Raw genomic sequence first — 26109 nt, forward strand, 5'->3', positions numbered from 1 at the left:
CCGACAAAAAGTCCCTCTTTGACTTCGCCGGACACCCGGTCGACGATGATCCGCATGACGCCATCCCGGACGGACACGGCCGACGGCACGGCACCGCACGCCGCACACGCCCGGCCGGGCTCGCCGCGGGCCGTCCGGGACTGGGAGCGGGCCCGCTCGATCGCCCGGTCCTGCGCCGGGCAGCCGCTGCCCGCCGTCCCCCGCATCCTCGCCGACGCGCTCGGCCACGCGCTCGCCGAACCACTCGTGGCACTCACCGATCTGCCGTCCTTCGACACCGCCGCGATGGACGGCTGGGCCGTGGCCGGACCGGGGCCGTGGCGGCTGAGCGGCGCCGGAGTCCTCGCCGGTGAGGAGCCCGGTCCGCTCGGCCCGGACACCGCCGTCCCCATCGCCACCGGCGCCCCGGTACCGCCGGGCGCCACCGCCGTACTGCGCAGCGAGCACGGCGCGACGGACCCCGGGCAGGATCTGCTGTACGACCGCTCCCCCGGGCCGGTGTGCGCGGGGCGGGACATCCGGCCGCGCGGCCAGGAGTGCCGCTCCGGCGAGCCGCTGCTGCCCGCCGGCAGCACGGTGACCGAACGCGTCCTGGGCCTTGCGGCGGCGGCCGGGTACGACCGGCTGACCGTCCATCGCCGCCCGAGCGTGGAACTGCTCGTCCTCGGCGACGAGTTGCTGGAGCGTGGTGTGCCGCGCGGCGGACGGGTCCGGGACGCGCTCGGCCCGCTGCTGCCGCCGTGGCTGCACGGCCTCGGCGCCGAGATGATCGGCCGGCGCCGGATCGCGGACGACCTCGGCCCGCTCCGCGAGGCCGTGCGCCGCTCTCCCGCCGACGTCGTGATCACGACCGGCAGCACCGCCGCGGGACCGGTGGACTTCCTGCACGACACGCTCCGGTCGGTGGGCGCCCGGCTGCTGGTCGACTCCGTGGCGGTACGGCCGGGCCATCCGATGCTGCTCGCCGAGTTGCCGGCCACCGCCGACGGCCGGGCGCGCAGGCTGGTCGGACTGCCCGGCAATCCCCTGGCCGCGGTGGCCGGCCTGGTCACCCTCGCCGAGCCGCTGCTGCGGCACCTCGGCGGCCACCGCGACCCCGGTCCGGTCCGGCTGACGGCCTCCGCCGCTCTGCCGGGACACCCGTGCGACACGCGGCTGCTGCCGGTCTTCACGGCCGGGCAGGAGGTGACCCCGCTGCCGTTCGACGGCCCGGCGATGCTGCGCGGCCTGGCCCTGGCGGACGCCCTCGCGGTGGTGCCACCGGGCGGTGTGACGGCCGGAGCCACGGTGGAGGTACTGGAGCTGCCCGGCCGGTGAGACCGCGGTCGTCGGACGGCACACGGCAGGCGCACGAGAGCGAACGGACTCGGGCGCCGGTGGCGGCACGCGGCGGCCCGTGCGTGCGGACCACGGGCTCTCCCCGTGCGGTGCACCGCCCTGCGCCCGGTCGACGGGACCCTGTTCCCCGCCGTGCGGGCGGGGCCGGCTGGGGGGCCGGCGCGAGCGGTGGCCGGCGCCACCGTCGTACGGCGACCCGGGGCCGTCGGGGCTAGCGTGAGGGCATGCGTCATGAGGTGACCGTTGCCGACACGGCGGACGCGGTGGGCAGCGGTGATGTGCCCGTGCTGGCCACGCCCCGGCTGATCGCCTGGCTGGAGGCGGCCACCGTGCGGGCCGCCTCTGCCTTCACCGGGGCCGGTCAGACCACCGTCGGTACCGAGGTGCGGGTCCGGCATGTGCGGGCCACGCGGGTGGGCGGCCGGGTGGAGGTGAGCGCGAGGCCCCTGCCCTCCACGACGGACCGGCGGCTGACCTTCCTGGTGCGGGCCGTCGACGGCGCGGGCCGGCTGGTCGCCACGGGCGAGATCGACCGGGCTGTCGTGGACCGGGACCGCTTCCTGGCGCAGGCGCCCGACCCGGCGGCCGATCGCTGACCGGCGCGTGTCACACCGGCGTGTGACCCTCGATGTAGGCGCGTACGACGGCTGGGAGATCGGCGTCCGTGGTCTCGGCGGGGAGAGCCCAGCGGAGTTGTTCCGGGGCGAGTCGGGCCCCGTCGGAGGGGGACTCGCTGAGCAGTTGGCAGATCACGGCCGTGGCCCCGTCGTCCGGGGCGAGGCTCTCGGTGCCGTCGACGAGGTAGCCGGTGAGTTCGTAGACGACCCGCGCCGCGGTGGCCTCGGCCGGCTCGGCCGGTCCGGGAGTTCCCGACGGCAGTCCCCAGCCGTCGCCCTGCTCCGCGAGCAGCAGCCGTCCGTCGTACAGGACGAGTGCCTGCACCACTCCCTCGGCGGGCTCCAGTGTCATGACGGACCAACCCCTCCCCCGGCGCGTTCGGCCCGGTTCTCCTCCCCTACCCATGGCCGTGCGGTCATGCACCGGCCTGTGCCATTTCCCGATCGACGAGCTGAGGGTCAGTACAGCACCGGCAGGTCTGCCGGCCGCACCCGCACGGTCACCGGCAAGGTGGCCTCGACCTCGCCGTCGGCGCCGTAGTAGACGGGCCGGGTCGCCTCGATGCGCAGTTCCCGGCCGCGCAGGACACGTACCTCGGGGCGGTGGACGTGGCCGCCGGTCTTCAGCTCGTTCATGAGGGCGAAGAACAGCCGGCGCGGTGCCTCGCGGATCATCACGACGTCCAGCAGTCCGTCGTCGACACGTGCGCCGGGGGCGATGAGCCGACCGGAGCCGTAGTAGGGGGAGTTGGCCGCTACGACGGTGTAGCCGCGGTGGGTGTGGTCCTCGCCGTCGACGGTGACGCGGTAGTCGGCCGTGCGCCAGGTGGTGACGGCGCGCAGGCCGCCCGCGTAGTAGGAGGCCGCGCCGCGCAGCAGCCGGGCGTGGTTGGCGTACCGGTTGGCGACGGCGTCCACGCCGGCGTAGACGCTGCCCAGGACCACGGTGCGGTCGTGGACGGCCGACTCCACCTCGATGGTGTCGACCGGCCGGGGCTCGGCCTGGAGCAGGAGGGCGGCGAGGGCGGCCGGGTCGGACGGCAGGTTCAGGGCGCGGGCGAAGTCGTTGCCGCGTCCCGCGGGCACCAGGCCGAGGACGGTTCCGGTGCCGCTCAGTGCGCCGCCGATGCCGCCGGCGATGCCGTCGCCGCCGACGGCCAGGACGATCCGCCCGCGCTCGCCGGCCCGGCGGGCGATGTCCTGGGCGTGGGCCAGGCTGTGGCTGTACTCCGTCTCCAGCCCGGCCCCGGCCTCGCGCAGCAGCCGGGCCAGGTGCAGCAGGGTCGCCGCCGCGGTGGAGCCGCCCGCGGTGGGGTTGACGACGGCGGTGAACTGTCGCATCGGTGTGCCTCCGGGGCGGTGACGGGGAGCGGCGGACGGTGTCGGGGTACGGCGGTGAGGGGTTGGTGGGCCGGGTCAGTTGATGGGGGGCAGCAGGACGCCCGGGTTGAGCAGGCCCTCGGGGTCCAGGCGGCGCTTGACCGCGCGCAGGGCGGAGATGCCGAGGGGGCCGGCCTCGCGGACGTACCAGTCGCGGTGGTCGGTGCCGACGCCGTGGTGGTGGGAGATGGTGCCGCCGGCGGCGAGCACGGCCTCGTTGGCCGCGTGCTTGGCGGGCCCCCAGTGGGCGACGGGGTCCTCGCCCTGGGCGCTGACGACCGTGAAGTACAGGGAGGCGCCGTTCTCGTACACATGGGAGATGTGGCACATCACCAGCGGCGGGGTGCCGGCCTCGGTGAGGGTGTCGGTGAGCGCCGTGCGCACGGCCGTGTGCAGGTCGGGGATGCGGGACCAGAAGGCCGCGGTCTCCAGCGTCTCCGCGAAGGCGCCGACGTCGAGCAGCGCGTCGCGCAGGTACGGCGCCGAGAAGCGGCCGTGGGCCCAGCGTTCGCCCGGTTCGGTGCCGACGAGGGTGCCGCCGCAGGCGGTGAGGACGGCTGCGGCCTGCTGCCGGCGCCGCTCGGTGTCCTCAGCGGTGCCCTCGTAGCCGGTGATGGCCAGGCAGCCGGCCGTGCTCTGGCTCACGTCGCCGCCGATGGAGTCGGGTTGGGCCAGGCCGATGAGGGTCTCGGTCTCGTCGGACAGGCGCAGCACGGTCGGCCGGGGTCCGTCCTGGGCGAGCCGGCGCAGGGCGGCTGCGCCCTCTTCGAACGAGGCGAACCGCCAGCCCTCGTAGACGCGGGCCTCGGGTAGCGGGCGGACCCGCACGGTGACGGAGGTGATGACGCCGAACGCCCCCTCGGAGCCGAGGATCAGCTGGCGCAGGTCGGGTCCGGCGGCGGAGCGCGGGGCGCGGCCGGTCTCGATGGTGCCCTCCGGCGTGGCGAGGGTGAGGCCGAGGACCATCTCGTCGAAGCGGCCGTACCCGGCGGACGCCTGGCCGCTGGAGCGGGCCGCGGCGAAACCGCCGATGGTTGCCCACTCGAAGGACTGCGGGAAGTGCCCGAGGGTGAAGCCGTGTGCGGCGAGCAGGGCCTCGGCCTCGGGGGCGCGCAGGCCGGGCTGGAGGACGGCGGTGCGCGAGACGGGGTCGAGGTCGCGCAGGCCGTTCATCCGGCGCAGGTCGAGCGCGATGAACGCGCTGCGTTGCGGGGCGAGCCCGCCGACGACCGACGTGCCGCCGCCGAAGGGCACGACGGCGAGGCCGTATGCGGAGCAGACGCGCAGGACGGCGAGGACGTCGTCGTGGGAGCCGGGCAGTACGACGGCCTGCGGGACGTCCGTGGCGTCTCCGGCGCGGATGCGCAGCAGGTCGGGGGTGGACTTGCCGCGGGTGTGCCGGATGCGGCTCTCGCTGTCGGTGCGGACGTGCTCCTCGCCGCCGACGGCCTCGGCAAGTGCCTTGAGCGCGCCCGGAGTTGCGGTGGTGGCGGGCAGGCGGACGTCTTCGAGGGCGAGGGCGGGGGTGGTGCGGGGCTTGACGCCGAGCAGGTCGCGCAGCAGCCCGGTCACCGAGTCGGGCAGGGGTGCCGCCTTGGCCGGGTCGCCCCAGCCGTTCCACAGCATGTCCATTGAACGGTCGTCCTCACAGGTCGGTGTGCTCGGTTCGCGCGACGGCCCGGCTCGGCCGCGCCCGGGGGCGGTCGGCTGCTTCCGTCCGGACCCTGGGGCGTTACACTGTGACACATGACGCCTATTCGTCACAACGGTTCGGGCAATGATCACGTCCTCGACGCGGTACGCGACTGCGTGCTCGCCGTCGGAGTCCGCCGCACCACCCTCGCCGACGTGGCCCGCCGCGCCGGCGTCTCCCGGATGACGCTGTACCGGCGCTGGCCGGATCTGCAGACCCTGGTGGGCGATCTGATGACCCGTGAGTGGATCGACGTGGCCACCCGAGCCATCCCCGAGGCGGCCGACGCCACCGACGCGCGCTCGCGGATCGTGGACGGACTGGTGGCGGGGGTGGAGGCGTTCCGGGCCCACCCCCTCTTCCGCAAGATCGTCGACGTCGATCCGGAGCTGCTGCTGCCCTATGTGCTCGACCGGCGCGGAGCGAGCCAGGAAGCGCTGCTGGCGCTGCTGGCCGGCGCACTGCGCGAGGGCCACGCGGACGGGTCGGTGCGCCCCGGTCATGTCGAACGGCAGGCCCGCGCGCTGCTGTTGACCGTGCAGTCCTTCACTCTGTCCCTGCGCACGATGACCGACGAGGACGATCCGGAGCTGGACTCCGCCGCGTTCCTCCGGGAGCTGCGCACCCTCCTGGAGAGGACCCTCACGCCATGAGCGACACCAGGACCGGCACCGGCGCGTCCCTCGGCGCACAGCGACGGGCCCGGGAACTGACCGAGGCCACGGACGGCAGGGTGGTGGACGTCCTGGTCGTCGGCCTCGGCGCCACGGGCGCGGGAGTCGCGCTGGACGCGGCGGCCCGCGGCCTGGACGTGGTCGCGGTGGACGCCCACGACCTGGCCTTCGGCACCTCCCGCTGGAGCTCGAAGCTGATCCACGGCGGGCTGCGCTATCTGGCCTCCGCACAGTTCGACGTCGCGCACGAGAGCGCGGTCGAGCGCGGGGTGCTGATGACCCGTACGGCTCCGCACCTGGTGGCCGCCCAGCCGTTCGTCCTGCCGCTGACCCCGCTGGTGTCCCGGGGCCAGGCCTCGCTGGCGTGGGCGGGGTTCCGCGCCGGGGACATGCTGCGGCTGGCCGCCCGGACCCCGCGGCAGGTCCTGCCCGCCCCGCGCCGGCTCACGACGACGGAGGCCCGGCATCTCGCGCCCTCGGTGCGCCCGGCCGGGCTGCGCGGCGGGCTGCTGTCCTGGGACGGCAGGGTGACCGACGACGCCCGGCTGGTCACCGCCCTGGCCCGGACAGCCGCCGCGCACGGGGCCCGGATGCTGACCCGGGTCCGCGCGCTGGAACTGACCGGCAGCGGCGCCCGGATCCGCGACGAACTCACCGGCGAGGAGGGCGGGATCCGGGCCCGCGCCGTCATCAACGCGAGCGGGGTCTGGGCGGGCGACCTCGTCGAGGGCATCCGGATCCGGCCCTCCCGCGGCACCCATCTGGTCCTGCGCTCGGAGCGGCTCGGCGCCCTGCCGGCCGGCCTGCACATCCCGATCCCCGGCGAGACCAACCGCTTCGTGCTGGTCCTGCCCCAGGGCGACGGCCGGGTGTACGTCGGCCTCACCGACGAGCCGGTCGAGGGCGGCATCCCGGACGTCCCGGAGGTGCCCGAGACCGACATCGGCTTCCTGCTGGACGTCCTCGGCTCGGTTCTGGACACTCCGGTGACCCGGGACGAGGTCGTCGGCGCCTTCGCGGGCCTGCGGCCCCTGCTGGACACGTCCGGACACGAGGGCGGCGACGGCGCTCCGGCCCGCACCTCCGACATCTCCCGCCGGCACGCGGTGCTGACGTCCCCCGACGGTGTCACGACGATCGTCGGCGGCAAGCTCACCACGTACCGCCGGATGGCGCAGGACGCCGTAGACGCTGCGACCGCCGGCCGGGGCCTGCCCGCCGTCCCCTCCCCCACCGCCACGCTGCCGCTGGTCGGCGCCGCCGCACCCGCCCGGCTGCGCGCCCTGTCCGCACCGGCCCGCCTGGTCCGCCGCTACGGCGCCGAGGCCGCGTCCGTCCACGCCCTCGCGGCCGAGGACCCCGCCCTGGCCCAGCCGGTGCTGCCGGGCCACCCGGTCACCCGGGCCGAACTGCTGTGGGCGATCCGGCACGAGGGCGCCCTGGACGAGTCCGACCTCCTGGACCGGCGCACCCGCATCGGCCTGGTGCCGGAGGACCGCGCCGAGGCGCTCGCGGTGGCCCGGGAGGTACTGGAGCGGGAAGCGGCCGTACGCCCCTGAGCGGCCGGCCGGCGCAGGACGGCCGGCCTCGGGGTGCGTCGCCCTTCCTGACGCGGGAGGTGCCGGCGCAGGCGGCCGTACGGCCGTGCACCGTCGGCCGGGGTGGGCCGTTGCGTGGTGTGTCACAGCAGGCGGCGGATGTCACCTCGCACGCGGTAGAAGCCGCCGGCCGCCGGGTGCAGGGCGTCCACGACGTAGCGGGCGCCCGGCTCGCGTATCGCGCGCGGGAACTGGACGTTCCAGGAGGTGTCGTAGCCCTCGGACACCACATGCACCCGCATCCGGCCGCCCTCCTGGACGCATTGGACGACGACCGCTCCGGCGGGGGCCTGGGTGACGGTGGTGACCGCGGCCACGGCGGTGGCGGGGGCGTACGTCGGCAGGGCGGCGGCGAGTTTGACGTCCCTCGCCACCGGCACCGTGCCCTGCTTGGCCGCCGAGATGGCCGCCTCGCTCGCGTCGACGCAGACCAGTGAGCCGTCGGTCGTCACCAGGTACAGCCGCTCGTCGCGGTACTGCATCGACAGCGCCGAGCCGCCGCCCGTGCCGAGCTTCCACAGACGCGTGCCGTTGTGGTCGAAGCAGTAGACGGAGGAGGCGGAGTCGCCCGCGAAGACGAACCGCCCGCCCGGGGACGTGGCGCACGAGTACACCGCGCTGTCGCAGGCGTACGTCGCCTCGATCGTGCCTGTCGCCTTCGACAGCCGCTGGACCACGTGGTGTCCGGTGCCCGCGTAGACGGCGTTGTCCTCCTGCCAGCCGAACAGCACGCTGCCGTTGGTGGCCGTGTGCCACAACTCGCCGCCGCCGTCGGGCGCGTAGGCGGTCACGCCCCGGTGGTGGCCGTGGTAGACGGCCCGGTCGTCGGCACGGACCATCCAGGCGTGCTCGCCCTGGCTGCGGCGGGCCCACTGGTGTTCGTCCTCGTGGTCGATGACGGTGAGCCGGCCCGCACGGTCGGAGACGTTGAGGATGCCCTCGTGGATGTCCAGCCAGAAGATGTCGACGTCGGCGGCGATGTCGTACGCGGCGAACGGCAGCTTGGAGGAAAGGTCGTAGACCTTGCCGTCGTCGCAGCCGGCGTAGATCCAGAAGTCGTCGGCGACGAGGCACTTCACACCGTCCGGCAGGCTGAACCGGGCCAGCAGGGCGCCCTCGTGGTCCAGGGTGTAGACGTCACCCGACTGGTTGCCCACCCAAGCGCGGTCGTCGTCGATGTGGATGCCGAAGGCAGCGGAGCCGGTGCGGAAGCGCCACAGCACGGGCGCCACCGCCCGCGCGGTCGACGGGGCCGAGGTGACCTGACGCCGGGTCACCGCGCGCGGGGCACGCTGTCCCTGGACGGCCGGGGCGTATCCCTTGCGGACCTTCTCGCCCACCTTCTTCGCGGCGGCGGCCTTCGCCTTCTCCGCGGTCGGGAACGTCGTGGTCTGGGTCTGCCCAGCCGCGCCGATCCTGCCGTAACGCACCGTCACCACCAGGCCGTCGACGGTCACCTCGTAGAACTTGTGGGCACCGCCGCCCTCCTGCGACAGCTCCAGATACGTCGTCGACACCGCGGACGCCGTGGACATGGCAGACCCCTCCCCAGGACGGACCCGCGGCCGTTCCAGCAGGTCCTCTCACTGATCACACCGTAAGGCCGACCACTGACAACGGCCCGGCCCCACGGCTGCGGCTGACGGAACCGGTCCTACTCCCCCGCCGACACGCCCATGCCGCCGACCAGTTGGCGCAGGCAGTCGATCGCCAGGGCGGCCGGGGAGCCCTCGCCCGTGACGCCGGCGTCTGTGTCGGCCCAGGTCTCCAGGGCGATGCGGATGGCGTCCGTGGCCGCCGCCGCGATCAGCCGTACCCGCATCGCTTCGAGACGCCCGTCGGCGAGGCGGGCGACGACCGGGACGAGGCGTTCCTCGGACTCCTGGTTGACGCGATACCACACCGCGCGCAGCGCGGGGTCGTCGGCAGCGGCCCGCAGCAGGCCGCGGGTCCGCAGCAGCGCCTGTGCCGCGTTCTCGTCCGGTGCCGCGAGCGACTGTTCCACGGCCGTCTCCAGCACCCGGGACAGCTCGGTACCGGGCTCGGCCGCCTCCAGCAGGGCCCGCCAGCGGTCGGCTCCGGCGGCGAGCAGCGGGCTCACGGCGTCCTGCTTGGAGCGGAAGTACCGGTAGAAGGTTCGCAGCGCTACCCCGGCGTGCCGGGCGATCTCCTCGGCCGTCGTCGCGTGCGGGCCCTGTGCGGCGAAGAGCTCGGCCGCCGCTTGTGCGATGTCGAGCTGGGTGGCCGCCTTGCGGCGCTCGGTCAGGGAGACGGGCGGCGCGCTGCTCGCCCGGGACGGCTTGGTGCTCACCCCAGAAGGGTACGGCTCGCCACCCTCGGGCGGCACGTAATGACACAGTGGCAAAACGTGTCACCTAGGCGTAACGTGAAGCGTATGGGGACGCCGGCGGGCAAGCGATCCGGCGTCGCGTAGGCCCCGCCGCATCCCGGCGGGGCGGGCAGGAGTGAGACATGAACCGCTACGAAGGCCGCCGCGCGCTGATCACCGGGGGTGGCTCGGGCATCGGCCAGGCCACCGTGCTGCGCCTCCTCGCCGAGGGCGGCACCGTCGTGGCCGCCGACGTGAGCGAGCGGGGCCTGAAGGACACGGCGGACAAGGCGGGGGCGTACGCGGACCGCCTGACCACGCTCGTCGTGGACATCGCCGACGAGACCTCCGTGCGCGAGGGCGTCGCCGCCGCCGTCTCCGCGCTCGGCGGCCTGGACGTGCTGGTCAACGCGGCCGGGATCCTGCGCTCCTCGCACACCCACGAGACGAGCCTCGCGGACTTCACCCGCATCGTGCAGGTCAACCTCGTCGGCACCTTCCTCGTCATCCGCGAGGCCGTACCGGCGCTGCTGGCGGGCCGGGACGCGGCGGTCGTCAACTTCAGCTCCACCTCGGCCGTCTTCGCGCACCCCTACATGGCGGCGTACGCGGCGAGCAAGGGCGGGATCCAGGCCATGACCCACGCCCTCGCCGCCGAGTACGCGCAGCGGGGCATCCGATTCACCGCCGTCCAGCCCGGCTCCATCTCCTCCGGGATGACCGACGGCAGCGGCGCCAGCGGGCAGAGCACCGGGCCCGGGCTGCCCGCGGACGCCGACATGACCCTGTTCGCCAAGCTCACCCCGGCGCTCGGCCAGGGCTTCGCCGGCCCGGAGACGGTGGCCTCCGTGGTCGCCATGCTCGGCTCGGAGGACGGCCGGTTCATCACCGGCACCGAGGTCCGCGTCGACGGCGGCACCCACTTCTGAGGACCTTCGGGCCGGTGTCAGGCGAGGGTGACCAGGCCGCGGTAGCCCTCGCTCCACAGGTCCTCGGCCGCGTCCGGCAGGAGCAGGACGCGGTCCGGGCGCAGGGCGTCGAGGGCTCCCTCGTCGTGAGTGACCATCACGATCGCGCCGGGATACGAGCCGACGGCGGCCAGCACCTCGTCACGCGAGGCTGGGTCGAGGTGGTTGGTCGGCTCGTCCAGCAGCAGGACGTTCGCCCCGGAGTGCACCAGCCCGGCCAGCGCCAGCCGGGTCCGCTCGCCGCCGGACAGCACGCCCGCGGGTTTGCCGGTGTCGTCGCCCGTGAACAGGAAGGCGCCCAGGACGCGCCGGGCCTCGCCCGTGTCCAGGTGCGGCGCGGCCGCGGTCAGGTTCTCCAGGACCGTGCGTTCGGCGTCGAGCGTCTCGTGTTCCTGCGCGAAGTAGCCGAGGCGCAGCCCGGGTCCGTGCACCACCCGTCCGGCGTCCGGCCGTTCGGTGCCGGCGAGCAGCCGCAGCAGGGTGGTCTTGCCCGCGCCGTTGCGCCCGAGCACGATCAGCCGGCTGCCCCGGTCCACGGCCAGGTCCACTCCGTCGAGGACGCGGTGGCCGCCGTAGGACTTGGCGAGGCTGATCGCGCCGAGCGGCATCCGCCCGCAGGGCGCGGGTTCCGGCAGCCGGATCCGGGCGGTCCGCTCGGTACGCCGGGCCGGTTCCAGCTCGGCCAGCATCCGGTCGGCACGGCGGGCCATGCTCCGGGCCATGGTGGCGGTGGCCGAGCGGGCCTTCATCCGGTCGGCCTGCGCGTGCAGGGCAGCGGCCTTGCGTTCGGCGCTCACCCGCTCCCGGGTACGGCGCCGCGCCTCCGCCTCCCGCCGACTGGTGTACGCGTGCCAGCCGGTGTTGTGAAGGTCGATCGTCGCCCGCGTGGCGTCCAGGTGGAAGACGCGGTTGACGACATCGGCGAGCAGGGCGGTGTCATGGCTGATGACGACCACCCCGCCCTGGTGTGCTTGCAGAAAGGCTCGCAGCCAGGCGAGCGAGTCGGCGTCGAGGTGATTGGTCGGCTCGTCCAGCAGCAGGGTGGCGTCGGCGCCGCCGAACAGGATGCGGGCGAGTTCCACGCGCCGCTTCTGTCCGCCGGACAGCGTGCCGACCGGCTCGGCCAGCACCCGTTCGGGCAGCCCGAGTCCGGCCGCCACCCGGGCCGCCTCGGCCTCGGCCGCGTAGCCGCCGCCCGCCTGGAAGGCGGCGTCGGCACGGGCGTAGGCGCGCATGGCGCGCTCCAGGGCCGCCGGGCGGGCCGCGTCGGCCATCGCCCTCTCGGCCGCGCGCAGTTCACGCAGCGCGGTGTCGAGACCGCGGGCGGACAGGATGCGGTCGGTGACCGTCAGGGCGGGGTCGGCGGCACGGGAGTCCTGGGCGAGGAAACCGACCGGCCCGGTGTGCGTGATCGTCCCGGCGGCGGGCCGGGTCTGTCCGGCGAGCGCGGTCAGCAGGGTGGTCTTGCCCGCGCCGTTGCGGCCGACGAGGCCGATCCGGTCGCCGGGAGAGACGGTGAAGGAGACGCCGGAGAGCAGCAAGCGGGCGCCGGCGCGCAGCTCGACATCACGGACGGTGATCATGGGAACGCTCCGAAATAGCAAGAGGACACACTTCTGGCGTGGAAGCGGGTCCTCAGCTAGGAAATTCGGGGCGTCGACATGCGGTCACGGTAACCGGCGTACTCCGAGCGGCGCATGTGCTTTTCCGTCACCGCTCCCCTGGCCCTGCGTGAACGGGGCAGAACGGCGACGATCCGGGCGGCCTCGGTGCGCTGAGGCAGGCCGTGGTGGTCGGAGTACCCCGCTACGAGGTGTCGCGCGGTGCGGCCGATCAGTCCGGCGCTGGTGAGCGGGGTCCGGGGCAGGGTGACCGGGTCGGCGCCCGGGCGTGGGACGCGCGGGTCGTCGGGGAGGAAGGAGGCCTGGGTGTCGCCGCCCGCGGGTACGCCGATGCAGCCGGGTGCGCCGGCCACTCCCATGCCGGTGACGGCGAGCGTCTCCGCCGCGCGCGGGGTGGGCGAAACCGGACAGGTCCATGACCTCCGCGGTCAGTTCGGCGATGCTGTACGCCCGTCCGTACGCGTCGATCCCACCGGAGGGCCACGACTGGGCCGAGCTCTGGACTCGACCGGAGCGAACCGGCCACGTACGGCGGCTGCGTCGGCCGCGCACTGCCGTGCAGGCGGCCGCACACCGCCCGTCGGCCACACACCGGCCCTTCGGCCGCACACCGGGCCCTGCGGCCGACACCGATGTCTCCGGCCGCCGAGCTCCGACCGTCACAGAACCCGCTGGCGGTCACCGAGCTCCGACCGTCACAGAGCCCGCCGGCGGTCACCGACCCCTCCGGCCCCGATCCGGCCTCCCCCCTCCCGTCCTCACCGACCCCACCAACAGTCACCAGCCCGCCGCCCGTCAGCCACCCAACAGCTCGGTGAACCGCGCGGTGTCGATGTTGCCGCCGGAGGCGATGACGCCGATGCGGGGCGGGCGGCCGGCGATGTGGGGCGGGCGGGTCTCGGCGCGGCTCGTCAGGAGCGCGGCCAGGCCCGTGGCGCCGCTCGGTTCGAGGACGATCTTCAGGCGTTCGAAGGCGAACCGCATGGCGGTGATGATCTCCGCGTCGCTGACCAGCGCGATGTCGTCGACGAGGCGCTGGTTGACGGCGAACGTGATCTCGCCGGGCGTGGGCAGGGCCTGTCCGTCGGCGATCGTCCGGGGCACGGGCAGGGTGACGCGGGTGCCGCTCTCCAGCGAGCGCCTGGTGTCGTCCCCGGCCTCGGGCTCCACGCCGACCATCCGGATGCCGGGGTGCAGCGCCTTGGCGGCGGTGGCACTGCCGGCGATGAGCCCGCCACCCCCGACGGGCACGAGGAGGACGTCCAACGGGCCGGTCTCCTCCAGGAGTTCGAGGGCCGCGGTGCCTTGCCCGGCGATGACATGGGGGTGGTCGTACGGCGGGATGAGGGCGAGCCCGCGGTCCTCGGCCAGGGCCTCGCCGAGCGCGGTGCGGTCCTGGGTGTAGCGGTCGTAGGTGACGATCTCCGCGCCGTACCCTTCGGTCGCCGCACGCTTGGAGCGGGGGGCGTCCTCGGGCATCAGGATGACGGCGCCGGTGCCGAGTTCGCGGGCGGCGAGGGCGACGGCCTGGGCGTGGTTGCCGGAGGAGTAGGCGGCGATGCCCTTGGCCCGCTGCTCCGGGGAGAGCTGGGCAGCCGTGTTGTAGGCGCCGCGGAACTTGAAGGCACCGACCCGCTGGAAGTTCTCGCACTTGATGAACACCTCCGCGCCGACAAGGGAGTTCAGTGTGCGCGAGGTGAGGACGGGGGTGCGGTGGGCGATGCCTTCGAGGCGTGCTGCGGCGGCACGGACGTCGTCGAAGGTGACGGGCGGAACGGCGGCCATGGCGTGGTCCTCTCCCGGTGTGTCATTTCGCGTAGTTGTAGACGGTGGCCCGGGAGACGCCGAGCAGATCCGCGATGGTCTGCGCCGCGTCACGCGAGTCGAAGTAGCCGTCCTGGTACAGCTGCCGTACGAGCGTCTTCTTGTCCTCCCGGCTCAGTGACCGGGGAGGGGCGCCACGCTGCGCGGAAAGCGTCTCCACTGCCTGCCGGAGTTCGCGGGAGGTGCGGTCACGCAGGGTCTCCAGCGGGCGGTCGCCGTGCGCGGTGTCGGTGGCGACGAGGTTCGACAGGGCGAGCGTCACGGGTGACAGGACGGAGATGTCGAGGTTCAGGCACAGTGCGGCGACGTACTCCCCCGCGGCGTTCTTGATGCCGATGGACGTGCTCTTCGCGGGGCGGCCGTCCGGGAAGCGGTTGGGGTAGTTCTGGATGACGCTGGGGTAGTCCGGGTCGGCGATTCTCGCCAGCCCCAACTCCGTTGTGGAGTCGCCGACCTGACGGCCGGAAAGATTGTTCTCGATCACCCGGATCGCGTGCCGTGGATCCCGCAGATCGTGCAGCACCACCTCGCACAGCCCCGGGAACATCCGGCCCAGGGCGACGGCGATCTTCTCGGCTTCCTGGACGAGGTGCTCGTCCGAGCCCGTCTCCACCTCGCTCACCCACCTCCCCGGCCGCGACTTAGACCGATTATCCAATCCTGTACGTGGAGTCTAAAAGCACTGACGCCCGTCTGTCCAGGTGCTGGGCAGACGGGCGTCGGGCCGGCGGCCGGACTCAGTGGCCGCTGATACCGCGGGGCATGTACGGCTGCTCCAGTCCCCCGACCTCGTCGTCGGTGAGCCGGAGGTCGAGCGCGGCGAGCGCGTCCTGGAGGTGGTGCGGCTTGGTGGCGCCGACGATGGGGGCGGTGACACCGGGGCGGGAGGCCACCCAGGCCAGGGCCACCTGGGCCCGCGGGACACCGCGGCGCTCGGCGATCGCCGCGACCGCGTCGACGATGCGCTTGTCGTCGGGCTGGTAGAGGGTGCGGCCGTAGGCGTCCGTCTCACCGCGCGCGCTGCTCTCGTCCCAGTCGCGGGTGAGCCGCCCACGGGCGAGCGGGCTCCACGGGATCACACCCACGCCCTGGTCGGCGCAGAGCGGCAGCATCTCGCGCTCCTCCTCGCGGTAGAGGAGGTTGTAGTGGTTCTGCATGCTGACGAACTTCGTCCAGCCGTGCAGCTCGGCGGTGTGCTGCAGCTTGGCGAACTGCCACGCGTACATCGAACTGGCCCCGATGTAGCGCGCCTTGCCCGCCCTGACGACGTCGTGCAGCGCCTCCATCGTCTCCTCGACCGGGGTGTGGGGGTCGAAGCGGTGGATCTGGTAGAGGTCGACGTAGTCGGTGCCGAGGCGGCGCAGGCTGTGGTCGATCTCGGTCATGATCGCCTTGCGGGACAGCCCCGACCGGTTGGGGCGCTCGCTGCGCGCCGCGCCGTCCGCCACCGCGAAGAACACCTTGGTGGCGATCACGACGTCCTCGCGCCGGACCATCTCCCCGAGCGCCTTGCCGACGATCTCCTCGCTGGTGCCGGCGGAGTAGCTGTTGGCGGTGTCGAAGAAGGTGACCCCCGCGTCCAGCGCCTGGCGGATGAGCGGGCGGGACGCGTCCTCGGGCAGGGTCCACGGGTGCGGACCCCGGTCGGGGACGCCGTAGCTCATACAGCCCAGCGCCAGACGCGAGACCTCCAGACCGCTCGTGCCGAGCTTGACGTACTCCATGGTTCGGTTCCCCTCGTCGGTTTGGTCCCGCCGGCGCGCCGGGGCGCGTGTCCGAGGACGAGCGGGCCTGCTCCGTGAGCACGACCATGATCGCATCGAGGCGTGTACGGCGACGGGATCAGCGGGTTCCCGCGAGCGGCCGGGAGACCGGCACCCCCGGCCCGCCGGTCCGCAGATGTCCTGAGCGGCGCGGCTCGCTACCCGGCGAGCTGCGGGTACAGCGCCGCGAGGTCTCCGGAGAGCCCCGCCTTCACGCTCCGGGTGATGTCGTCCGCCAGCACCTCGTGCGCGCCGGACTCGACGCCGTCGAGGGCCAGGGCGGCGACGGCTCGCGGGGTCGACTTGGGCGCGTCGACGGCCGCGGTCATGTCGGTGTCGATGTAGCCGACGTGCAGTCCGGTGACCGCGATGCCGCGTGAACGCAGCTCCAGCCGCAGGGAGTTGGTCTGGGACCACAGTGCGGCCTTGGTGGCGCTGTAGGACCCGGCCACCCCGAGCCAGGAGAGCACGGAATGGACGTTGAGGAGGTGACCGCCACCGCCCAGCTCGATCAGCGGGGCAAAGGCCCGGGTGACCAGCAGCGGTCCGTAGAAGTTGGCCTCGAACTCCCGTCGTACGACGTCGAGGTCGGCGTCGAGGAAGGAGGTGGCGCCGAGCGAGACGCCGGCATTGTTGACCAGCAGGGTGACGTCCTTCGCCTGCGCGGCCGCGGCCTCGACGGATGCCGGGTCGGTGACCTCCAGGGCGAGCGGCACGGCGTCCGGATGCGTCACGGTGCGCGGGTCCCGGGCCGTGGCGTACACCTTCGCGGCGCCGCGCGCGTAGAGCTCGTCCACCAGCGCCTTGCCCAGTCCGCGGCTGCCGCCGGTGACCAGGGCGACCGAGTCCTTGATCGCGGTCATGTCCATCTCCAAGGGGGGTCAGGGGACGTCGGGAACGACGTCCGAGGGGAAACCGAGGACGGAGGCCGCGAGCGGAGCGGAAACCGATCGGTTTCTCTCCACCGTAAACCGATCGGTTTCCGGCTTCAAGCGCGATCGCCAGTCGTTGACACGCGGATCCACGGATCCGCACCTTGCCGTCACGCCCCACCACCCCTCATAGTAAGTTTGATTTTCCAACCCAGCAGGAGGGTGCCGGTATGAGCGAGCAGGACACGGCCGGGGCGACGGGAAGCCGGAGGCTGCCCGCCCGGCTCGCCGCCCATCCGTCCGTGCGGGCCGTCCTGGCCTCCCGCGCGGCCGGCGCACCGGCGCCGCGGCCGCCGGTGATCGACGCGGACTGGCTGCGCGCGCTGTGCCTGGAGGCCGGTGCGGACGACGCGGCGGCGGTGAGCCTGGACCACCCCGATCTCGCCGGGGAGCGGGAGCACGTTCTGGCCGCCCTGCCGGGGACTCGCTCGCTGGTCTCGCTCGTGGTCCGCATGAACCGCGACAACACGCGCTCGCCCGCGCGCAGCGTGGCCAACCAGGAGTTCCACCAGACCGATGAGCAGGTCAACGCCGCCGCCCGCACGGTGGTCCGGGCCCTGGAGGACGCCGGCCACCGGGCGCTCAACCCGTCGGCCGGCTTCCCTCAGGAGATGGAGCGCTTTCCGGGCCGTATCTGGGTCGTCGCCCACAAGACGGTCGCCGTGGCGGCGGGGCTGGGCGTGATGGGCCTGCACCGCAACGTCATCCACCCCCGGTTCGGGAACTTCGTCCTGCTCGCCACCGTGCTCGTGGACGCCCCGGTCAGCGCCTACGGGCAGCCGCTGGACTACAGCCCCTGCGTGGATTGCAGGCTGTGCGTCGCCGCGTGCCCGATCGGTGCCATCGGCAAGGACGGTTCGTTCGACGCACTGGCCTGTACGACCCACAACTACCGGGAGTTCATGAGCGGGTTCACGGACTGGGTGCAGACCGTGGCCGACAGCGCGGACGCCGCAGACTTCCGCGCCCGGGTCACCGATCCCGAGAACGCCTCGATGTGGCAGAGCCTCGCCTTCAAACCCAGCTACAAGTCCGGCTACTGCCTGGCCGTCTGCCCCGCCGGCGAGGACGTCCTGGGCCCGTACCTGGACGACCGCAAGGCCTATCTGGAGACCGTGCTGCGCCCCTTGCAGGAGAAGCGGGAGACTCTCTACGTACTGCCGGGCTCCGACGCACAGCGGTACGCCGAACGCCGTTTTCCGCACAAGCCCACCAAGGAGGTCTCCGGCGGCTGGCGGCCGCCTGCCCGCCGCAGCCCGGATTCGACCGACACGCGCTGAGCACCGGATTCCTCCGGTCGGTCGCGTCACCCGGCCGGACCGGCTCCACTGGCCCCGGCGCGGCCGTCGGTGGATGGTCGGAACAAGATCGGTGAGTCGATGCTTCGTCCGGCCGGTCTGCGAGTCGTCCCTCCATGTCTGCGACGAGGCGGGCGACCCACCGGGGGCGGGGAGCGATCAATCCATGCGCTCGGGTAGTTCCCCGCCCCGTCGGATCGCCGGCGCGCCGCCGTCGCCGGGCCCCGCCGCAGGGAAGCGGATCACCGGGTGGCTGTCCGGGGACGTGACCTCAGTGTCGACGCCGTACACCGCTTGATCACCTCGGGTCGGTACGCCGGCCGGGGTGCCCTCGAAGACGCCCTGTCCGGCGGCGAGCACGAGCAGAAGAGCGGCCTGCACCGGAACTGTGGTCACTGGCGGGGAAGTTGATATGGGAAGCTTTGGCCAACCGTTGACGGACCGAGGCCGTGACGGTCGTGGAGAGGAGCACAGCGTGACTCAGGACGGCGGCCCGGCCGTGCAGATCGACACCAGCAAGCCGCATCCCGCGCGGATCTACGACTACCTCCTGGGCGGCAAGGACAACTACGAGGTGGACCAGCGGGCGGGCGACCAACTGGCCGCGGCGGCGCCCGAGGTGTGGATCTCCGTGCGGGCCAACCGGGCCTTTCTGCACCGTGCGGTGCGGTACGTCATCGGCAACGGCGTCCGCCAGATCCTCGACATCGGCACCGGGCTGCCCACCTCGCCGAACGTGCACGAGGTCGCCCAGGAGCTGGCCGACGACGTGCGCGTCGCCTATGTCGACAACGACCCGATCGTGAAGGCGCACGCCGACGCGCTGCTCAGCCGGGCCGGCACGACCAGCATCGTGCTCGCCGACCTGCGCGATCCGCAGTCCGTCATCGATCACCCCGAGGTCCGCCGGATCATCGACTTCGGCCGGCCGGTCGCCCTGTTCCTCGTCGCCATCCTCCACTTCATCCGCGACGCGGACGAGCCCGAGCGGATCGTGGCCACCCTGCGCGACGCGCTCCCGGCCGGCAGCTTCCTGGTGCTCTCGCACGCGACGGGCGACTTCGCCGACGACCGCAGCGACGCCGAGGCCGTCTACAACAGCGCGACGGCCACCATGAACCTGCGCTCCCGCGACCGGGTCGAGCGGTTCTTCGACGGTTTCGAACTGGTCGAACCCGGCCTGACCCAGGTCCCGTTCTGGCGCCCGGACACCACCCCGCCGGCCGGTTCCGAGGCGATCGGCTTCTACGGCGCGGTAGGCCGCAAAACCGTGTGAGTCCCGTCCGAGTCCGGCACAGGGTCGAACCCATACCGGACCGGACACACGAACCTTCGCCGAGGAAGCGGTCAGGACCGGCACCTGTGCGGGCGTACAGGTGCCGGTGCTGCTGCACGGACGGACCGTCATCGACTTCGCGCTCGGCGAGGAATCGCCGGGCATGCCCCGACGGCCGACTCGGTCGTGCCGTGGTTCTCGGTGTCCGAGCTGCCGGCCACGCTCGCCTTCGCCTTCGCCCGCGCCTGGGAGCTGGGTCTGCCGAGCCCGGACGACCTGGAACGGGACCCTCTGCCGGAGTTCACCGGAGGCGGCCGGACGCCGTCACGGTCCGGCCTCCGTGGAGCCACACCGCGCCGCTGCGGACCGCCGACCGGGCCGCGGACGACGCCTCCGAGCAGGGCCGGGACACGCTGGTCGCGCTGATCTGCGCCACCGCCACCGACGCCGACCCCGACCGGATCCCGGGGCAGCGGGCCGGACATCTCGGTCACGCCGGAAACCTGCTCCTCGGGGAGATCGTCGCGCACCGCAGCGGCTCGGCCTTCGCCGACTTCCCGCGCACCGAGATCACCGGACCGCTCGGGCCGACCGCCTCGCTCGGCGGCCCGCCCGGCGGCTGGGAGGTGCAGGTGCCGTACCTCGGCCTCGCCGCGCTCGGGGCCCGCCTCACCCTCTTCGACGTCACCCAGGGATACCCGGCGCCTGCATGGCCGGCCCCGTGGCCGAGGCCGGCGGCTGCTACGCAAGGAGACCTGCGCGGCCTTCGTGCGCGCCCGGCGTCCGGCGGACGTGATGGACGAGACGATGGGGGTCCCCCGTGCGCTGGGGGCTGGGGGCTGGGGGCTGGGCCTGATGCTGGACAGGTTCGGCTTCGGCCGGCCCTGTCCGCCGCGCGCCTTCGGCCGTACCGGAAGGCCGCGCCTGCCTGGTCCTGACGGTTCCGGACACCGGCCTGACGATCGCGGCCCACTTCAACGGCAACGCCTCGCTCACCGATCCGCCGCGGCCCCCGTCGGCCCGGTGCGGGAACCGTCCGCTTGGTGGCCCTCGCGCGATGGTGCGACGCTGGTGGAGAGGTCGCCGCCGAGGGGACTGCTGGAGGGCCGATGGGCCGCGACGTCCCGGCGCTCGTCTTCACCCGCGAGGACCGCCGCCGGTACCGGATCAAGATGCACGCGTGCCTCGACGCGCTGGCGCAGATGCTGCGCGACGAACGGTTCGAGTCCGAGCGGCCCCAGGTCGGCCTGGAGATCGAGCTGAACCTGGTGGACGACAGGGCCGAGCCCGCGATGCGCAACAGCGACGCGCTGGAGGCCATCTCCGACCCCGCCTGGTCCACCGAACTGGGCCGGTTCAACCTGGAGATCAACGTCCCGCCCCGGCGCCTGACGGCGGGCGGACCCGACGCGTGGGAGAGCGAGATCCGGGCCGCGCTGAACCACGCCGACGAGCGGGCCGGATCCATCGGCACCCACCTGATCATGATCGGGATCCTGCCCACGCTGCGCCAGGAGGACATCGGCGAGGACTCCCTGTCGGAGAACCCCCGCTACCGGCTGCTCAACGACCAGATCTTCGCGGCCCGCGGTGAGGACCTGCGCATCGAGGTGGACGGCGTCGACCGGCTGCGGACGTACGCGGACACGATCACCCCGGAGGCCGCGTGCACCAGCACCCAGTTCCATCTCCAGGTCTCCCCCGAGGAGTTCGCGCCCTACTGGAACGCGGCGCAGGCGATCGCCGGGGTCCAGGTCGCGCTGGCGGCGAACTCCCCGTTCCTGTTCGGCAAGGAGCTGTGGCACGAGACCCGTGTCCCGCTGTTCGAGCAGGCCACCGACACCCGCCCGGAGGAGATCAAGGTGCAGGGCGTACGGCCCCGGGTGTGGTTCGGGGAGCGGTGGATCAACAGCGTCTTCGACCTGTTCGAGGAGAACCTCCGCTACTTCCCGGCTCTGCTCCCCCTGTGCGACGAGCAGGACCCGGCCGATACCCTGGACCGCGGCGACATCCCCGACCTCGGCGAACTCACCCTGCACAACGGCACGATCTACCGCTGGAACCGTCCCGTCTACGCCGTCTCCCACGACATGCCGCACATCCGGGTGGAGAACCGGGTGCTGCCCGCCGGTCCGACCGTCGCCGACACGCTCGCCAACGGCGCCTTCTACTACGGCCTCACCCGGGCCCTGGTCGAGGAGGACCGGCCGGTGTGGTCGCGGATGTCGTTCGCGGCCGCCGAGGACAATCTGCACACCGCCGCCCGGCACGGCATCGAGGCCCTGCTGTACTGGCCCGGCATGGGTGAGGTCCCGGTCCCGGAACTGGTGTTGCGCCGGCTGCTGCCGCTCGCCCACCGGGGTCTCGCGCTGTCCGGTATGGACGAGGCGTGGCGGGAGCCGCTGCTCGGCGTCATCGAGCAGCGCTGTGTGACGGTGCGCAACGGCGCGGTGTGGCAGAAGGAGATGTGCCACCGCCTCGACGCCACCACCCGCGCCGGCCGCCATGAGGCGCTGCGCCGGATGACCATGCTGTACGTCGACTACATGCATCTCAACGCCCCGGTCCACACCTGGCCGGTGGACTGAACCGGCCCGGCCGTCGCAGGTGCGTCCGGCGCGGGTCAGGTACTCCTCGTTCGGCAGGCGGATGACGAGACCGTCGGGCAGGTCGCACGCCCCCCCCCGCACGCGCCTCACCCGGACCGGGTCACGCCGTTCAGCGGAACGCGCCGCGCGGTCACCGTGCGGTGGCTGATCCGCCAGCCGTCGGGGGTGCGGACGAGGATGTCGTCGTAGGTGACGGAGCCGCAGGAGCCGTCCGTGCGCACGCCGAGGCCCTTGGAGCGGGCGCGTACCCCGCCGTCCGCCGCTTCCCGCACGACGACGTTGGTGACGTGATGGGCGACGGGATTGCCGGCGCCGAGGGCCAGCGCCGCCTCCCGGATGGCAGGCAGGCCCGTCAGCGGGTCCTGCCCGAAGTCGGTCACGTCATAGACGACGTCCGGGGTGAACAGCTCGTCGAGGCGGTCGAGTTCACCGTCGTCCACGAGGTGACCGTGCAGCGCGATCAACTCGCTGATGGCAAGCCGGTCTTCGAGCGTCAGCGTCATGTACGTCCCTCTCGGTCGGCGGGTGTCAGTGCGCGAACACCGTACTCGCCAGCGCGACATGCACCGCGGTGCCGGCCAGGATGCTCAGCGGGGCGTTGCGCCGCCACAGGTGCACGCCGACGGTGACGGTCAGCGCCGCAAGGGGGGCCGGCACGGCGGTGGGCGTGAGCGGCAGGTCGCGCAGGCAGTAGACGACCAGGATCACCATGATCCCGGCGGGCATCCGGGACTGGAGGTATCGCACGGTCCGGCTCGCGCGCAGCGGGCCGAGCACGGCGAACGGCAGGGCGCGCAGGGCCCAGGTGACGGCGGCGGCGACGAGGACCGCGGCGACGAGATAGGGCGTGTCAGGCATGGCTCGGGTCCTTCCCCACGGTCAGCCGGCGCACGAGGAGCCCGGCGGTGAACAGGCCGAAGGCGGCGAGGAGCAGGCTGCCCGGGAAGAGCAGCCGGGCGGCGAGCGCGCTGAGCAGGGCGAGCACCGGTGTCGGCAGATCCTCCCGCCGCTCGCGCACGGCCTCCAGCGCCAGCACCGTGAACAGTGCCGTGAGCGCGAAGTCCAGGCCCTTGACGCCGTCGGGGACGAGTGAGCCGAGCAGCGCTCCGGCGGTGGCGCCGCCGGCCCAGTACAGCTGCATGAAGAGCTGGAGCCACAGGATGCGGCGCCCGGACCAGGTGCGGGCCTGCTGCCCAGCGGTGAGCGCGTAGGCCTCGTCGCACAGCGCGAAGGTGCTGTAGGCCTTGCCGAGGGGGCCCTTGACCCGGTCCAGCGGGAACGACAGGGCGTAGAAGACGTGCCGGACGTTCACCAGCAACGCCGAGACGGCGACCGAGGCCAGTGGTACGGCGGCGGTGACCATGCCGATGAGCAGGAACTCGAAGGACCCGGCGTAGATCAGCGCGCTGGACAGGCTCGCCCACCACCAGTCGACGCCGGAGTGCGCGACGAGCACGCCGAAGGCGGCCCCGAGCGGGACGAAGCCCAGCCCCACGGAGGCCGAGTCCCGGAAGGCGGCCCGCGCCTCGGACCGGCTCCGCGGCGGCGCGGCGAGAGCGGGCAGCGACGGGTCGCCGGCGACGTCCACGGCAGGAGGTATTCGCATGGAGACATTTTAGGAGGAATCTCACGGCATATGGTTGCCGATAATGTCTATAGGATGGGCTCATGCGCAATGAAGTGAATCTCGATGCCATCGATCGCGACATTCTGTTTCACCTCGGCCGGGACGGGCGGCTGACCAACGTCGAGCTGGCCCAGCGGGTGGGGCTGACCCCGCCGCCGTGCCTGCGCCGGGTCAAGCGGCTGGAGGAGGCCGGGATCATCACCGGGTACCGGGCGGTCGTGGATCCCGAAGCCCTGGGCCGGAGCCTGGAGGTCCTCGTCGACGTCGAGGTCAGCGCCAACGACCGCACGACGTTCCTGGAGTTCGAGGACACCGTGGCCGGCTACGACGAGGTCATCGAGTTCCGCCGGATGTACGGCCGGCCCGACTACTTCGTCCGCGTCGCCGTCGCCGACCACGCGGCCTACGAAGCCTTCCTGGTGGAGAAGCTCAGCGGACTGCCCTGCGTCCTGCGCATCGACTCCCACCTGACCATGAAGACGATCAAGTCCGGCCCCTGAGCCCGCCAGGAGCAGGATGTAGCGTGCAACTACCTGCTCGACGCCTGGCCGCCCATCCTTGAGGAGAGACACCCGTTGTCCGCCAGCTACTTCGAACGCATCGACCGGCACCGGTACAAGCCCACCGCGCACGCGAGCGGCGCCTGGGACTCCGACGAGACGCACTTCAGCCCGCTGGCCGGACTCGTCGTCCACGCCATCGACGGGTATCTCGCCGAGCGGCCGCACGGCGGACTGCTGCTGTCCCGGATCAGCTTCGACATCCTGGGGCGGCTCGCCCTGGACGAGTGCGAGATCCGCGTGGAGTCGATCCGGCCCGGCCGCACGATCGAACTCCTCGAAGCGGTCGTGGACATCGCGGGACGGACGGCCGTACGGGCCCGCGCCTGGCTGCTCACCGAGGTCGACACCGGCGCGGTGGCCGGCGGCGGTGCCGCCCGCCTCACCCCGCCGGACGCGATCGCCTCGCAGTCGCTGACCTCCGTGTGGCCCGGCGGCCACTGCGCGTCCATCGACTTCCGGCCCGTCGTCGCCCCGCAGCCCGGCCGTACCACGGCCTGGATCTCCACGCGCCTCGACCTCGTCGCCGGCGAGCCGAGCAGCCCCCTCGCGTCCTACGTCGCCCTCGTCGACACCGCCAACGGCATCGCCGTGCGCCGCCCGCCGACCGAGTGGATGTTCCCCAACGTCGACCTGACGGTCCACCTCCACCGCAGGCCGGAGGGCCGCTGGGTCGGCATGGACACCACGGTCGTCTTCGGCCCCACCGGCCAGGGCCTCACCAGCACGGTCCTGCACGACGTCCACGGCCCGGTCGGCCAGGCCCAGCAGACCCTCACCGTACGACCACTGCCGGGCCGGGGCGGGGCATAGCGAAGGCCGTGCCGCCGGCGCCGCACAGGCCGAGCCCATGAGATGACCCCGGCTCCGGCTCGCCGGCTCTCAACGGCCCGTCACCTGGCGGTTTCCACGCCGGTCACCGCCTGAAAACGGACACGACGGCGTCGAACCGCGTGTGACACCCTGGGCGGCAGGCGAACAGGGGGACACATGTGCGCAGAGGCACGGGTGTTGCGGGCGGCGTACGAGGCCTCGGTGGCGGCCGTCGCGGGGCTGAGCGACGAGGAGTCGTGGGTGCCGAGCGGCTGTACCGGCTGGGCGGTCCGTGATCTTCTCTTCCACTGCCTGGGCGACGCCCAGCGCGCCCTGGTGGCCCTGCACACGCCGTCACCGGAGCCGGCGGACCGGGACGCGGTGACGTACTGGCAGGACTGGCGGCCGAACCCGGTCGGCGCGGCGAACGGCCGCCGCTGGGCGCGGGTGAACGCGAGCATGTTCCTGGACTGGGGACAGCTGCGGGGCCTGTACCTGGAGACGCTGACGGCGACCGTGCACGCGTCGGAGGCGGCCGACCCCGCGCTGCCCGTCGCCACCCAGGGGCATGTGCTGACCGCCGGCGACCTGCTGACCACCCTCGCGGTGGAGGCGACCGTGCACCATCTCGACCTGACCGTCGGCCTCCCGCACGCCCCTGGACCGTCGCCCGAGGGACTGGCCGCGGTGCGCGCCACGCTGGACGGGCTGCTCGGCCGGCCCGCGCTTCCGGAGTGGAGCGACACGCACTACGCACGCGTGGGCACCGGCCGGGCTCCGCTGACGGGGGCCGAGCGCGCCGCCCTGGGCGCGGCGGCCGAGCGGTTCCCGCTGTTCGGCTGACACCACCTGCGCGGTGCGGGGCGGGCCGGCCGGGTTGATGGAAACCTGCGAGCCATGAACAACCCGCCCAGCATCAACAGTTACGTCGACCGCGTCACAGCGGGCCCCGGCGGAGCCATGACCGACGAGGCCGGCGTCCTCACCGGCGACCTGACCGTCGCGACCATCCTGCTGTCCGACGGTCACAGCGCGCGGGTCGCCGTCCAGCAGTCCGGCAACGACACGTGGTACACCCTCAGCGGCAGCCCGGCACCCGTACCCGCCGGGCAACTCGCCGCCTATCACCGGGATCTGCTGGGCCGCATCCGGCGCGGCGGCGGCACCCGAGCCAGCTGACGGTCCATC

The 26109-nt window shown here is 73.2% G+C and carries 27 protein-coding genes; 12 read left to right on the forward strand and 15 right to left on the reverse strand.

The window, feature by feature from the left end; all coding sequences use genetic code 11:
• Positions 1–54 precede the first annotated feature (54 nt).
• The gene (locus LE548_RS30265; RefSeq protein WP_225100145.1) at positions 55–1317 is read left to right on the forward strand and encodes a molybdopterin molybdotransferase MoeA; all 1263 of its coding nucleotides are present in this window, start codon (positions 55–57) and stop codon (positions 1315–1317) included.
• A gap of 245 nt (positions 1318–1562) precedes the next feature.
• The gene (locus LE548_RS30270; RefSeq protein ID WP_225100146.1) at positions 1563–1934 is read left to right on the forward strand and encodes a thioesterase family protein; all 372 of its coding nucleotides are present in this window, start codon (positions 1563–1565) and stop codon (positions 1932–1934) included.
• A 10-nt stretch (positions 1935–1944) separates the two neighbouring features.
• Here LE548_RS30270 and LE548_RS30275 read toward each other — a convergent pair whose 3' ends face one another.
• From LE548_RS30275 to LE548_RS30285, 3 genes are all read right to left on the reverse strand, one after another.
• Complete coding sequence (locus LE548_RS30275) at positions 1945–2307, reverse strand: NUDIX domain-containing protein (RefSeq protein WP_225100147.1); 363 nt, start codon at positions 2305–2307, stop codon at positions 1945–1947.
• 107 nt (positions 2308–2414) lie between these two features.
• A complete protein-coding gene (locus LE548_RS30280) occupies positions 2415–3296 on the reverse strand; it encodes a diacylglycerol kinase family protein (protein ID WP_225100148.1) in 882 nt (293 codons plus the stop codon).
• Between the two features lie 75 nt (positions 3297–3371).
• The gene (locus LE548_RS30285) at positions 3372–4967 is read right to left on the reverse strand and encodes an FAD-binding oxidoreductase (RefSeq protein WP_225100149.1); all 1596 of its coding nucleotides are present in this window, start codon (positions 4965–4967) and stop codon (positions 3372–3374) included.
• A 114-nt stretch (positions 4968–5081) separates the two neighbouring features.
• On the opposite strand from LE548_RS30285, the gene LE548_RS30290 reads away from it, so the two are divergent.
• Together LE548_RS30290 and LE548_RS30295 are read left to right on the forward strand one after the other, a co-directional pair.
• The gene (locus LE548_RS30290; protein ID WP_225100150.1) at positions 5082–5681 is read left to right on the forward strand and encodes a TetR/AcrR family transcriptional regulator; all 600 of its coding nucleotides are present in this window, start codon (positions 5082–5084) and stop codon (positions 5679–5681) included.
• Positions 5678–7261 (forward strand): glycerol-3-phosphate dehydrogenase/oxidase, encoded by a 1584-nt coding sequence (locus tag LE548_RS30295; protein WP_225100151.1) that lies wholly within the window; start codon positions 5678–5680, stop codon positions 7259–7261. Before LE548_RS30290 ends, LE548_RS30295 begins: the two co-directional genes overlap by 4 nt.
• Before the next feature lie 122 nt (positions 7262–7383).
• Here LE548_RS30295 and LE548_RS30300 read toward each other — a convergent pair whose 3' ends face one another.
• Both LE548_RS30300 and LE548_RS30305 read right to left on the reverse strand, forming a co-directional pair.
• On the reverse strand, positions 7384–8835 hold the full coding sequence (locus tag LE548_RS30300) for a WGR domain-containing protein (RefSeq protein ID WP_225100152.1): 1452 nt from the start codon (positions 8833–8835) through the stop codon (positions 7384–7386).
• Positions 8836–8954: 119 nt separating this feature from the next.
• The gene (locus tag LE548_RS30305; RefSeq protein WP_225100153.1) at positions 8955–9611 is read right to left on the reverse strand and encodes a TetR/AcrR family transcriptional regulator; all 657 of its coding nucleotides are present in this window, start codon (positions 9609–9611) and stop codon (positions 8955–8957) included.
• A 161-nt stretch (positions 9612–9772) separates the two neighbouring features.
• Between LE548_RS30305 and LE548_RS30310 the strand changes: the two genes are divergently transcribed.
• Entirely contained in the window at positions 9773–10558 is a 786-nt protein-coding gene (locus LE548_RS30310; RefSeq protein ID WP_225100154.1) for an SDR family NAD(P)-dependent oxidoreductase, read from the forward strand.
• 17 nt (positions 10559–10575) lie between these two features.
• Here the strand turns inward: LE548_RS30310 and LE548_RS30315 are convergent, their stop codons facing one another.
• From LE548_RS30315 to LE548_RS30340, 6 genes are all read right to left on the reverse strand, one after another.
• Positions 10576–12180 (reverse strand): ABC-F family ATP-binding cassette domain-containing protein, encoded by a 1605-nt coding sequence (locus tag LE548_RS30315; protein WP_225100155.1) that lies wholly within the window; start codon positions 12178–12180, stop codon positions 10576–10578.
• Between the two features lie 56 nt (positions 12181–12236).
• The gene (locus LE548_RS30320) at positions 12237–12578 is read right to left on the reverse strand and encodes a hypothetical protein (protein WP_225100156.1); all 342 of its coding nucleotides are present in this window, start codon (positions 12576–12578) and stop codon (positions 12237–12239) included.
• 436 nt (positions 12579–13014) lie between these two features.
• Positions 13015–14004 carry a threo-3-hydroxy-L-aspartate ammonia-lyase gene (locus LE548_RS30325; RefSeq protein ID WP_225100157.1) on the reverse strand — a complete coding sequence of 330 codons (990 nt, stop codon included), beginning with the start codon at positions 14002–14004 and terminating at the stop codon, positions 13015–13017.
• Between the two features lie 22 nt (positions 14005–14026).
• Positions 14027–14665, reverse strand: coding sequence for a transcriptional regulator (locus tag LE548_RS30330; protein ID WP_225100158.1), 639 nt, complete (start codon positions 14663–14665; stop codon positions 14027–14029).
• 115 nt (positions 14666–14780) lie between these two features.
• On the reverse strand, positions 14781–15767 hold the full coding sequence (locus LE548_RS30335) for an aldo/keto reductase (RefSeq protein WP_225100159.1): 987 nt from the start codon (positions 15765–15767) through the stop codon (positions 14781–14783).
• A gap of 197 nt (positions 15768–15964) precedes the next feature.
• A complete protein-coding gene (locus LE548_RS30340) occupies positions 15965–16669 on the reverse strand; it encodes an SDR family oxidoreductase (protein ID WP_225100160.1) in 705 nt (234 codons plus the stop codon).
• Positions 16670–16908: 239 nt separating this feature from the next.
• Between LE548_RS30340 and LE548_RS30345 the strand changes: the two genes are divergently transcribed.
• A complete protein-coding gene (locus tag LE548_RS30345) occupies positions 16909–18018 on the forward strand; it encodes a (4Fe-4S)-binding protein (RefSeq protein ID WP_225100161.1) in 1110 nt (369 codons plus the stop codon).
• A gap of 177 nt (positions 18019–18195) precedes the next feature.
• Here LE548_RS30345 and LE548_RS30350 read toward each other — a convergent pair whose 3' ends face one another.
• Positions 18196–18432: a hypothetical protein gene (locus LE548_RS30350; protein WP_225100162.1), complete on the reverse strand. Its 237-nt coding sequence runs from the start codon at positions 18430–18432 to the stop codon at positions 18196–18198.
• A gap of 79 nt (positions 18433–18511) precedes the next feature.
• On the opposite strand from LE548_RS30350, the gene LE548_RS30355 reads away from it, so the two are divergent.
• Positions 18512–19312, forward strand: a complete 801-nt coding sequence (locus LE548_RS30355; RefSeq protein WP_225100163.1) for an SAM-dependent methyltransferase — start codon at positions 18512–18514, stop codon at positions 19310–19312.
• Between the two features lie 1109 nt (positions 19313–20421).
• Positions 20422–21900 (forward strand): glutamate-cysteine ligase family protein, encoded by a 1479-nt coding sequence (locus tag LE548_RS30365; RefSeq protein ID WP_225100165.1) that lies wholly within the window; start codon positions 20422–20424, stop codon positions 21898–21900.
• A 107-nt stretch (positions 21901–22007) separates the two neighbouring features.
• Here the strand turns inward: LE548_RS30365 and LE548_RS30370 are convergent, their stop codons facing one another.
• The 3 genes from LE548_RS30370 to LE548_RS30380 are packed head-to-tail and all read right to left on the reverse strand — an operon-like array spanning position 22008 to position 23527.
• Complete coding sequence (locus LE548_RS30370; RefSeq protein ID WP_225100166.1) at positions 22008–22424, reverse strand: nuclear transport factor 2 family protein; 417 nt, start codon at positions 22422–22424, stop codon at positions 22008–22010.
• A 25-nt stretch (positions 22425–22449) separates the two neighbouring features.
• A complete protein-coding gene (locus tag LE548_RS30375; RefSeq protein WP_225100167.1) occupies positions 22450–22779 on the reverse strand; it encodes a branched-chain amino acid transporter permease in 330 nt (109 codons plus the stop codon).
• Positions 22772–23527 carry an AzlC family ABC transporter permease gene (locus LE548_RS30380; protein WP_225100168.1) on the reverse strand — a complete coding sequence of 252 codons (756 nt, stop codon included), beginning with the start codon at positions 23525–23527 and terminating at the stop codon, positions 22772–22774. The genes LE548_RS30375 and LE548_RS30380 overlap by 8 nt, the downstream gene beginning before the upstream one ends.
• A 62-nt stretch (positions 23528–23589) precedes the next feature.
• On the opposite strand from LE548_RS30380, the gene LE548_RS30385 reads away from it, so the two are divergent.
• The 4 genes from LE548_RS30385 to LE548_RS30400 all read left to right on the forward strand — a co-directional run bounded on the left by LE548_RS30385 (position 23590) and on the right by LE548_RS30400 (position 26100).
• Positions 23590–24048: an Lrp/AsnC family transcriptional regulator gene (locus LE548_RS30385; RefSeq protein WP_225100169.1), complete on the forward strand. Its 459-nt coding sequence runs from the start codon at positions 23590–23592 to the stop codon at positions 24046–24048.
• Positions 24049–24123: 75 nt separating this feature from the next.
• Positions 24124–24921: a thioesterase family protein gene (locus LE548_RS30390; RefSeq protein WP_225100170.1), complete on the forward strand. Its 798-nt coding sequence runs from the start codon at positions 24124–24126 to the stop codon at positions 24919–24921.
• Between the two features lie 177 nt (positions 24922–25098).
• Positions 25099–25764 carry a maleylpyruvate isomerase N-terminal domain-containing protein gene (locus LE548_RS30395; protein ID WP_225100171.1) on the forward strand — a complete coding sequence of 222 codons (666 nt, stop codon included), beginning with the start codon at positions 25099–25101 and terminating at the stop codon, positions 25762–25764.
• A 54-nt stretch (positions 25765–25818) separates the two neighbouring features.
• Positions 25819–26100, forward strand: coding sequence for a hypothetical protein (locus tag LE548_RS30400; RefSeq protein ID WP_225100172.1), 282 nt, complete (start codon positions 25819–25821; stop codon positions 26098–26100).
• Positions 26101–26109: the final 9 nt, after the last annotated feature.

Origin of the sequence: Streptomyces sp. CoH27, from assembly GCF_020181035.1 — a bacterium.
In the GTDB taxonomy this organism is placed as follows: Bacteria; Actinomycetota; Actinomycetes; order Streptomycetales; family Streptomycetaceae; genus Streptomyces; species Streptomyces camelliae.

Bases quoted from the DNA above. Each gene is read 5' to 3' on its own strand.
- LE548_RS30335 (WP_225100159.1), bottom strand. From the start codon at position 15,767: ATGGAGTACGTCAAGCTCGGCACGAGCGGTCTGGAGGTCTCGCGTCTG.
- LE548_RS30265 (WP_225100145.1), top strand. From the start codon at position 55: ATGACGCCATCCCGGACGGACACGGCCGACGGCACGGCACCGCACGCC.
- LE548_RS30285 (WP_225100149.1), bottom strand. From the start codon at position 4,967: ATGGACATGCTGTGGAACGGCTGGGGCGACCCGGCCAAGGCGGCACCC.
- LE548_RS30380 (WP_225100168.1), bottom strand. From the start codon at position 23,527: ATGCGAATACCTCCTGCCGTGGACGTCGCCGGCGACCCGTCGCTGCCC.
- LE548_RS30385 (WP_225100169.1), top strand. From the start codon at position 23,590: ATGCGCAATGAAGTGAATCTCGATGCCATCGATCGCGACATTCTGTTT.
- LE548_RS30345 (WP_225100161.1), top strand. From the start codon at position 16,909: ATGAGCGAGCAGGACACGGCCGGGGCGACGGGAAGCCGGAGGCTGCCC.
- LE548_RS30340 (WP_225100160.1), bottom strand. From the start codon at position 16,669: ATGACCGCGATCAAGGACTCGGTCGCCCTGGTCACCGGCGGCAGCCGC.
- LE548_RS30325 (WP_225100157.1), bottom strand. From the start codon at position 14,004: ATGGCCGCCGTTCCGCCCGTCACCTTCGACGACGTCCGTGCCGCCGCA.
- LE548_RS30370 (WP_225100166.1), bottom strand. From the start codon at position 22,424: ATGACGCTGACGCTCGAAGACCGGCTTGCCATCAGCGAGTTGATCGCG.
- LE548_RS30270 (WP_225100146.1), top strand. From the start codon at position 1,563: ATGCGTCATGAGGTGACCGTTGCCGACACGGCGGACGCGGTGGGCAGC.
- LE548_RS30275 (WP_225100147.1), bottom strand. From the start codon at position 2,307: ATGACACTGGAGCCCGCCGAGGGAGTGGTGCAGGCACTCGTCCTGTAC.
- LE548_RS30400 (WP_225100172.1), top strand. From the start codon at position 25,819: ATGAACAACCCGCCCAGCATCAACAGTTACGTCGACCGCGTCACAGCG.
- LE548_RS30300 (WP_225100152.1), bottom strand. From the start codon at position 8,835: ATGTCCACGGCGTCCGCGGTGTCGACGACGTATCTGGAGCTGTCGCAG.
- LE548_RS30280 (WP_225100148.1), bottom strand. From the start codon at position 3,296: ATGCGACAGTTCACCGCCGTCGTCAACCCCACCGCGGGCGGCTCCACC.
- LE548_RS30310 (WP_225100154.1), top strand. From the start codon at position 9,773: ATGAACCGCTACGAAGGCCGCCGCGCGCTGATCACCGGGGGTGGCTCG.
- LE548_RS30320 (WP_225100156.1), bottom strand. From the start codon at position 12,578: ATGGGAGTGGCCGGCGCACCCGGCTGCATCGGCGTACCCGCGGGCGGC.
- LE548_RS30395 (WP_225100171.1), top strand. From the start codon at position 25,099: ATGTGCGCAGAGGCACGGGTGTTGCGGGCGGCGTACGAGGCCTCGGTG.
- LE548_RS30315 (WP_225100155.1), bottom strand. From the start codon at position 12,180: ATGATCACCGTCCGTGATGTCGAGCTGCGCGCCGGCGCCCGCTTGCTG.
- LE548_RS30365 (WP_225100165.1), top strand. From the start codon at position 20,422: ATGGGCCGCGACGTCCCGGCGCTCGTCTTCACCCGCGAGGACCGCCGC.
- LE548_RS30290 (WP_225100150.1), top strand. From the start codon at position 5,082: ATGACGCCTATTCGTCACAACGGTTCGGGCAATGATCACGTCCTCGAC.
- LE548_RS30375 (WP_225100167.1), bottom strand. From the start codon at position 22,779: ATGCCTGACACGCCCTATCTCGTCGCCGCGGTCCTCGTCGCCGCCGCC.
- LE548_RS30295 (WP_225100151.1), top strand. From the start codon at position 5,678: ATGAGCGACACCAGGACCGGCACCGGCGCGTCCCTCGGCGCACAGCGA.